The 7,361-nt window shown below is 71.2% G+C and carries 5 protein-coding genes; 4 read left to right on the top strand and 1 reads right to left on the bottom strand.

The window, feature by feature from the left end:
• The first annotated feature begins 480 nt into the window (after positions 1–480).
• Complete coding sequence (locus H5J33_RS17705; protein ID WP_181795908.1) at positions 481–1,869, top strand: amino acid permease; 1,389 nt, start codon at positions 481–483, stop codon at positions 1,867–1,869.
• Positions 1,870–1,996: 127 nt separating this feature from the next.
• Positions 1,997–2,644 carry a superoxide dismutase gene (locus tag H5J33_RS17700; RefSeq protein ID WP_181795907.1) on the top strand — a complete coding sequence of 216 codons (648 nt, stop codon included), beginning with the start codon at positions 1,997–1,999 and terminating at the stop codon, positions 2,642–2,644.
• A 123-nt stretch (positions 2,645–2,767) separates the two neighbouring features.
• Here the strand turns inward: H5J33_RS17700 and H5J33_RS17695 are convergent, their stop codons facing one another.
• Positions 2,768–3,427 carry a DsbA family protein gene (locus H5J33_RS17695; protein WP_181795906.1) on the bottom strand — a complete coding sequence of 220 codons (660 nt, stop codon included), beginning with the start codon at positions 3,425–3,427 and terminating at the stop codon, positions 2,768–2,770.
• A 141-nt stretch (positions 3,428–3,568) separates the two neighbouring features.
• Here H5J33_RS17695 and pepN point away from each other — a divergent pair, with 141 nt between their 5' ends.
• Positions 3,569–6,148 (top strand): aminopeptidase N, encoded by a 2,580-nt coding sequence (gene pepN, locus H5J33_RS17690; protein ID WP_181795905.1) that lies wholly within the window; start codon positions 3,569–3,571, stop codon positions 6,146–6,148.
• A gap of 201 nt (positions 6,149–6,349) precedes the next feature.
• A partial coding sequence (locus H5J33_RS17685) for a hypothetical protein (protein WP_181795904.1) occupies positions 6,350–7,361 on the top strand: 1,012 nt, incomplete at its 3' end.

The raw sequence follows: 7,361 nt of genomic DNA, 5'->3' as shown, positions 1-7,361 counted from the left end.
TGCCCAGCCCCATTGCGGGAGGCCGGGAGCAGGTCGGCGAGGACTGCGCCGGGTCGGGCGGTGGCGGTGGCGGTGCTCATGGGGACTCCACGGGATGGTGTGGACACGTCGGGACACCGCGACGCTATACCGGCGCGCTCCGCCGATCACCGTCAGCGCCCGACAAAGGCCGGAACGGCGACTTGGTGGGCTCCGGACAAAGAGAGCCGATTACACCGGCCGGGGCGTGACACTGATCACGGGGGCGGAGCCGTTTCCCCCGCCTGTCCCGGACGGGCGGGACACGCGCCCCAACTGTGGAATCCCACCAAAGGAATCGAGAGTCGCGTACGACCTCTGGTCACGCTCGACGCCGTAACCGTAGATTAACCCTGCGCACCAGAGGTGTCCGGATAGTGGTCATCCCCTTCGCCTGAGCGGACGGGGCGCGGAGACTGGCGGGGTTTTTGCCCGCCCATTGCACGGGGGAGAGCAGCACCCATGCCCAACAGCACGACCACGGAGACGACGCCGCAGCAGGCGGACGGCTCCCTCTCCCACGGCCTCAAACAGCGCCATCTTTCGATGATCGCCCTGGGCGGGGTGATCGGCGCGGGGCTCTTCGTCGGCTCCGGCTCGGGCATCGCCGTCGCCGGTCCGTCCATCGTGGTCGCCTACGCCCTCTCCGGGGTGCTGGTGATGCTGGTGATGCGGATGCTCGGCGAGATGTCGGCCGCCTACCCGTCGTCCGGCTCCTTCTCCGCGCACGCCGAGCGCGCGATCGGCCCGTGGGCGGGCTTCGCTGCGGGCTGGTCGTTCTGGGTGCTGCTGTGTACGGCGGTGGGCCTGGAGGGCATCGGCGCCGCGAAGATCGTCCAGGGCTGGCTGCCGGGCACCCCGCAGTGGATGTGGGTGCTCCTGTTCATGGTGGTGTTCTGCGGTACGAACCTGGCCGCCGTGAAGAACTTCGGCGAGTTCGAGTTCTGGTTCGCAGCGCTGAAGGTCGGCGCGATCAGCCTGTTCCTGATCCTGGGCGTGCTGGCCATCGCCGGCGTGCTGCCCGGCACGGACGCGCCCGGCACCTCCCACCTCACCGACTTCCTGCCGAACGGCGGCAACGGCCTGGTGATCGGCCTGCTGGCCTCGGTCTTCGCCTACGGCGGCCTGGAGACGGTCACCATCGCGGCGGCCGAGTCCTCCGACCCGGTGCGGGGCGTGGCACGCGCCGTACGGACCGCGATGCTCCGTGTCGCCGTCTTCTACGTCGGCTCGATGGCGGTCGTCGTCACCCTGGTCCCGTGGGACTCGAAGGACATCGCCGACCAGAACAAGGGGCCGTACGTCGCCACACTCGAACACCTCGGCATCCCCGGGGCGGGACAGCTGATGCAGGTGGTCATCCTCGTCGCCCTCCTGTCCGCCATGAACGCCAACATCTACGGCGCCTCGCGCATCGCCTTCTCGCTGGTCGAGCGCGGTCAGGGCCCGAAGGTGCTGGCGCGGCTGTCCGGCGGGGTGCCCCGGATCGCGGTGGTCACCTCCTCCGTGCTGGGCTTCGTCTGCGTGCTGCTCAGCTACTGGCGGCCGGACGACATCTTCAAGTGGCTGCTGAACATGATCGGCGCGGTCATCCTGATCGTCTGGATCTTCATCGCCGCCTCCCAGCTGCTGCTGCGCCGCCGCATCGAGCGCGAGGCCCCCGAGCGGCTGGTCGTGCGCATGTGGGCGTTCCCGTGGCTGACCTGGGTGGCGCTGGCCGGCATGGCCGCGATCTTCGTGCTGATGTGGCGCGAGCCGGACACCCGGACCCAGCTGTACTCCTCGGGCGGCATGGCCCTGTTCCTGGCCGCGGTCGGCTACGGCTGGCAGCGGTTGCGCGCCAAGGGCTGACCGCCCCGCCCCGCACGCGCGACAGGCCCCCACGGAAAACACGTGGGGGCCTTTCTGTTGCTCTGATCCACTTGTTGCTAGCGTGTAGTTGCAAGAGACTTGCAATAAGGTTCCGGAGGGGACACCCATGCCCGTCTACACGCTGCCCGACCTGCCCTACGACTACTCCGCGCTCGCACCCGTCATCAGCCCGGAGATCATCGAGCTGCACCACGACAAGCACCACGCGGCCTATGTGAAGGGCGCCAACGACACCCTGGAGCAGCTGGCCGAGGCGCGGGACAAGGAGTCGTGGGGCTCGGTCAACGGCCTGGAGAAGAACCTGGCGTTCCACCTCTCCGGGCACATCCTGCACTCGATCTACTGGCAGAACATGACCGGCCCGAAGGACGGCGGCGGGGAGCCGCTGGCGCAGGACGGCGTCGGCGAGCTGGCCGAGGCCGTCAAGGAGTCCTTCGGCTCCTTCGCCGGCTTCAAGGCCCAGCTGTCCAAGGCCGCGGCCACCACCCAGGGCTCGGGCTGGGGCGTGCTCGCCTACGAGCCGCTGAGCGGGCGCCTGGTCGTGGAGCAGGTCTACGACCACCAGGGCAACGTCGGCCAGGGCTCCACCCCGATCCTGGTGTTCGACGCCTGGGAGCACGCCTTCTACCTCCAGTACAGGAACCAGAAGGTCGACTTCATCGAGGCCATGTGGCAGGTGGTGAACTGGCAGGACGTGGCCAGGCGCTACGAGGCCGCCAAGTCCCGCGCGAACGTCCTGCTGCTCGCGCCCTGAACGTCCGGGCGCACCGGTCGTCCTGCCTCGTGATCGTCTTCTCACCCTTCACGGCGGCAGGCGGATGAAAGAAGACCCCCGTGAGGACGTGACTCACGGGGGTCTTCCATGGAACCAAGACGGTTACAGGTTGCTGAAGTCCGGGCCCTTGGTCCGGGTCCGCTTGATCTCGTAGAAGCCCGGTACCGAGGCCACCGCCACCGTGCCGTCCCACAGGCGCGCCGCCTGTTCGCCCTGGGGGGCGGGGGTGACGACGGGGCCGAAGAAGGCGATCTGCTCGCCGTCGGGGCCGGGCAGGGCGATGACCGGGGTGCCGACCTCCTGGCCGACCTTCTCGATGCCCTCCTTGTGGGAGGCGCGCAGCTCGGCCTCGAACTCGAAGTCCTCCTGGCCGGCGTAGTCGATCAGCTCGGCGGGCAGGCCGACGTCGGCGAGCGCGCCCGCGATGGCCTCCAGGGTCGGGCCCTCGCCGTTGTTGTGGATGCGGGTGCCGAGGGCGGTGTAGAGCGGGCCGACGACGTCCTCGCCGTGCTTCTGCCAGGCCGCGGTGACCACGCGGACGGGCGGCCACGCCTGGGTGGTCAGCAGCTCGCGGTACTCGGCGGGCAGCTCGTCGAGCTTGTCCTCGTTGAGGACCGCCAGGCTCATGACGTGCCAGCGGACCTCGATGTCGCGGAGCTTCTCCACCTCCAGCACCCAGCGGGAGGTCATCCAGGCCCACGGGCACAGCGGGTCGAACCAGAAGTCGACGGGGGTCTTGCCGGAGGTGGCGGTCTCGGACATGGCACTCCTTGGCGAAACGTACGTTTACCGCGTCAACGAGGCGGGCGCCACCCCCATTCCCCGCTGTCCGCCGTCAGGAGCACATGGCAGGATCGGTCCTGTCTCAGCCGTTCTCCACGCGATCACGAAGGAGCGCCGTCCGTGCCCGGTGAGAATCTGTCCCGTGACGAGGCCCGGGAGCGGGCCGCCCTGCTGTCCGTCGACGGCTACGACGTCTTCCTGGACCTGCGGTCCGCCGTCGGCGACGGGGACGGCGAGCCGCGCACGTTCCGTTCGGTGACCACCGTGCGGTTCCGGTGCAACGAGCCGGGCGCGTCCAGCTTCGCCGATCTGCTCGCCCCGCGGGTCACCTCCGTCTCGCTCAACGGCCGGGACCTGGACCCGGGCGAGGTCTTCGACGGCTCGCGGATCGCGCTGGAGGACCTGGCGGCGGAGAACGAGCTGGTCGTGGACGCGCGGTGCGCGTACTCGCGCACCGGTGAGGGCATGCACCGCTTCGTCGACCCGGAGGACGGCGAGGTCTACCTGTACACGCAGTACGAACCGGCCGACGCCCGCCGGGTGTTCGCGAACTTCGAGCAGCCGGACCTGAAGGCGCCGTACCGGTTCGAGGTGCGGGCGCCGGAGGGCTGGACGGTGTGGGGCAACGGCGCCGGTGAACTCGTGGACGGGGTGTGGCGCTTCGCGGAGACGAAGCCGGTCTCGACGTACATCACGTGTGTGGTGGCGGGCCCGTACCACTATGTGACGGACTCCTACAGCCGGACCCTCGAGGACGGCACGAAGCTGGAGATCCCGCTGGGCGCGATGTGCCGCAAGACGCTCGCCCCGTACTTCGACGTCGACGACATCTTCCTGGTCACCAAGCAGGGCCTGGACTTCTTCCACGAGCACTTCGACTACCCGTACCCGTTCGGGAAGTACGACCAGGCGTTCGTGCCGGAGTACAACCTGGGCGCGATGGAGAACCCGGGCCTGGTGACGTTCCGGGAGGAGTACGTCTTCCGGGGGAAGGTGACGCAGGCGTCGTACGAGGCGCGGACCAACGTCATCCTGCACGAGATGGCGCACATGTGGTTCGGCGACCTGGTCACCATGGAGTGGTGGGACGACCTGTGGCTGAAGGAGTCCTTCGCGGACTTCATGGGCACGTTCGCGAGCGTCGGCGCGACCCGCTTCGAGGACGCCTGGATCACCTTCGCCAACCGGCGCAAGGCGTGGGCGTACCGCGCGGACCAGCTGCCCTCCACGCATCCGATCACGGCGGACATCCGCGACCTGCAGGACGCCAAGCTGAACTTCGACGGCATCACCTACGCCAAGGGCGCCTCGGTGCTCAAGCAGCTGGTGGCGTACGTCGGCCGGGACGCGTTCCTGGAGGGGGCGCGGCGCTACTTCAAGCGGCACGCGTACGGCAACACGCGCCTGGGCGACCTTCTGTCGGTGCTGGGCGAGACGAGCGGCCGGGACATGAGCGCGTGGGCGCGGTCGTGGCTGCAGACGGCGGGCGTGAACGCGCTGACCCCGCAGGTGCTGCTGGACACCACCGGCGGCCGGATCGCCGAGCTGGCCGTCGTCCAGGAGGCCCCGGAGTCGCACCCGGAGCTGCGTCCGCACCGGATCGTGGTGGGCCTGTACCGGCGGACGCCCGAGGGCACGCTCGAGCGCTACGCGCGCGCGGAGACGGATGTGCACGAGCCGCGCACGGTGGTGGCGGAGCTGGCCGGGCTCCAGGCGCCGGAGCTGGTGCTGGTCAACGACGAGGACCTGACCTACTGCAAGATCCGGTTCGACGAGACGTCGCTGGAGACGCTGCGCACGGACCTGGGCGGGCTCACGGACCCGCTGGCGCGCGCCCTGTGCTGGTCGGCGCTGTGGAACATGACCCGGGACGGGCTGCTGCCGGCGCGGGAGTTCATCGCCCTGGTGCTGCGGTTCGCGGGCGGCGAGTCGGACATCGGGGTGCTGCAGATGCTGCACGCCTGGGCGAACTCGGCACTCACGCACTACGCGGCGCCCGCGTGGCGGGAGACCGGCGGGGAGCTGCTGGCCGAGGGGGCGGTGCGGGAGCTGCGGTCGGCCGCGCCGGGCAGCGAGCAGCAGCTGGCCTGGGCGCGGTTCTTCGCGGCGGTGGCCTCCTCGGAGCCGGATCTGGAGCTGCTGAGGGAGCTGCTGGACGGCACCACCGGGATCGAGGGTCTGGAGGTGGACCAGGAGCTGCGCTGGGCGTTCCTGGAGCCGCTGGCGGCGCACGGGGCGGCCGACGAGTCGGTGCTGGCGGCGGAGCTGGCCCGGGACGACACGGCGTCGGGCAAGCGGCACCAGGTGCGCTGTCTGGCCGCGCGGCCGCAGGCGGCGGTGAAGGCGCAGGCGTGGGCGCAGGTGGTGGAGTCGGACGCGCTGTCGAACGCGCTGGTGGAGGCGACGATCGCGGGGTTCGCCCAGCCGTCGCAGCGGGAGCTGACCGCGCCGTACGCGCAGCTGTACTTCGCGGCGATCGAGCGGGTGTGGCGGGAGCGGTCGATCCAGATCGGCATGGACGTGGTGCGGGGTCTGTTCCCGGCGCTTCAGGACCGGCCGGAGACGCTGGAGGCGGCGGACGCGTGGCTGGCGGCGCACGAGGACGCGGCGCCGGCGCTGCGGCGGCTGGTGCTGGAGGCGCGGGACGACCTGGCGCGGGCGCTGCGCGCGCAGGCGTGTGACGCGATGGCCGGCCGCTGACCCCTGGCCCGCCCGTCCGGCGACCGTTACGAAATCCGGGCGGACAGAGCCGTAACCCCTGGTCCGCACCCGATCGGACCAGGGGTTTTCGCTGCCTTCTCGGCAACCGAACACCTGACCTTTAGTACCGTCTTGTCCGCATTCCTCGACAGATGTGTAACAGCGGTTACGGGCCTGAGGGGAGCGGGGAATTCCGAGGCCATGACGCACGACACCCCCCTCTCCCCGCGCCCCCTGCGCCACCTCGCCGACGTCCACCGCCGGGTGCTGACGGCGGCCCAGCTGCGCGCCCACGGTGTGTCCCCGGCCGAGCTGGCCGAGCGGTGCGGCCCCGACGGCCCCTGGCGGGAGCTGCTGCCGCGGGTGATCCTGCTGCACTCCGGGCCGCCCAGCGGCGAGGAGCGGCTGCGCGCGGCCCTGCTGTACGCGGCCCGCACGGCGCGGCAGGGCGTGCCGGCCCAGCCGACGGCCCAGGGCCCGCACCGGCCGCAGTACCCGGACGCGGTGCTCACCGGGCCGGCGGCGCTGGCCCTGCACGGCTTCTCGGCCACCCCGCCGCCCGACGCCCTGAACCGGGTGGACGTCCTGGTGTCCCGGCAGCGCCGGCCGCGGTCCATCGGCTATGTGCGGATCCTGCGCACCGCCGAGCCGCCCGAGCCGCAGCGGGTGGCGGGTCTGCCGGTGGCGCCGGTGGCGCGGGCGCTCGCGGACGGGGTGACGGAGCCGACGGACACCGAGACGGTACGGCGGCTGCTGCCCGAGGCGGTGCGCGGCGGCCACTGCGACCCGGCCGCGCTGCTGCGGGAGCTGGGCCGGGCGCGGCTGCTGCACCGGCCGCACGTGGCGGACGCGGTGGACGCGGTGTTCGCGGAGGACCGCCCGGCCGCCGAGGACCGCCTGTACCGGATGGTCCGCGAGTACGCTCTGCCCGACCCGGTGTGGAACGTCGACCTGCGCCTGCCCGGCGGCCCGCACCTGGGCGGCCTGGACGCCTACTGGCCGGACCACGCGGTGGCGGTCGAGCTGGACACCCGGGTGTCCCGGCAGGACGACGACGCGTGGTCCCGGTACGCCGGCAAGCGCGAGCACCTGGAGCGCCTCGGCATCACGGTCGTGTACATCACGCCGCGCAAGCTCAGGGACTGCCCGGAGCAGCAGGCGACGGTGGTGCGGACGGCGCTGATGGCCTCCGTCGACCGGGAGCCGGCCGCGT

This window comes from Streptomyces sp. WELS2 (assembly GCF_013870595.1).
Classification (GTDB): Bacteria; Actinomycetota; Actinomycetes; order Streptomycetales; family Streptomycetaceae; genus Streptomyces.
This window is presented reverse-complemented; position numbering and strand designations above follow the sequence as displayed.